We start from the raw sequence: 1,039 nt of genomic DNA on the forward strand, positions 1-1,039 counted from the left end.
TGCCGAAATGTGAATATCTAAAAGTGCAACTGCTAAGCCCGGTATATTCAAATTTTAAAAAACGGCGTTGGTCGTAAGGGGGTAGTTTTACCTAAAAATGGGCAGCTTTTTTACTTGACTTTCTTCTGGTGCTCTATTCAACATATTAAAGCGGCTCCTGTTTGAGAAATCATCCGTTACGGTTTCCCGGTCAGCCAATCAAAATACATGGTAATTCCCACAAAACCTCCGACTGCATTCAAACCAGCGTTACGATCTGCCAATCCGGCATTAGATATGTGTTCATAAGCACCTTCCAGATCAATAGACCAGCAATCGGTGATCTTCAGCCGAATCCCAACACCACCACGCAGAGTAAACTCGATGGACTGGCCGATAACGCCTTGAGATCTATCCTTATATAGGTCATTATAAACAATTCCTGCTCCCAGATGAATAAACGGATACACACGCCTGGATTCCAGTGAAAGAATATTATAGCGTAAAAGGATTGCACCACCTCCGAAGTATCCGTCTGTTCGCCCTTCCACATCCGAATAGGTGATCTCAAAAATTCCCTCCCAATTCCCTCTGAAAAAATATTTAGGGTCTTGAAGATCACTTAATATCAATCCAATCCGAAGGTTCGTCTGTAAATAATCCATTTCCTGGCGTTCGGGACTAAACAGGAATGGAGAGTCGAATACGCCTGTGATCATTTGCAAGGATAATTGCCCCTTCCTGAAGGAAAAACATTTCGTACTTATATTGTCATCCGCATGTACAGTAAAAATCGGGATAAAAAAAATATTCAGCATTAAAATGATATTCAGCAAGTACTTTCGCATATTAAAACCCCATCTAAACAAGATTTATCGTGTTCCTATCTCAGATATTCTGTTTTAAAAATTAATATCTGAATCAGTAGTGTCCGGTTAAGTTTTTGCATGTTATATGGGATAAAAAAATTATAAAAATGTTTATTTTTTGCTTGACAAAGCAGATAAAAAATTTTTGTCGCCTTGTTATAAATTATAATTATAACAAGGAGTTAAGGCAA

The 1,039-nt window shown here is 38.2% G+C and carries 1 protein-coding gene; it reads right to left on the bottom strand.

The window, feature by feature from the left end; all coding sequences use genetic code 11:
- Positions 1-176: 176 nt before the first annotated feature.
- Entirely contained in the window at positions 177-827 is a 651-nt protein-coding gene (locus VXK47_RS20455) for an acyloxyacyl hydrolase (RefSeq protein WP_435550640.1), read from the bottom strand.
- Positions 828-1,039 lie beyond the last annotated feature (212 nt).

Origin of the sequence: Desulfobacterium sp. N47, assembly GCF_051233685.1 — a bacterium.
Classification (GTDB): Bacteria; Desulfobacterota; Desulfobacteria; order Desulfobacterales; family RPRI01; genus RPRI01.

Coding starts and splice junctions, on each gene's coding strand:
- VXK47_RS20455 (WP_435550640.1), bottom strand. CDS start 827: ATGCGAAAGTACTTGCTGAATATCATTTTAATGCTGAATATTTTTTTT.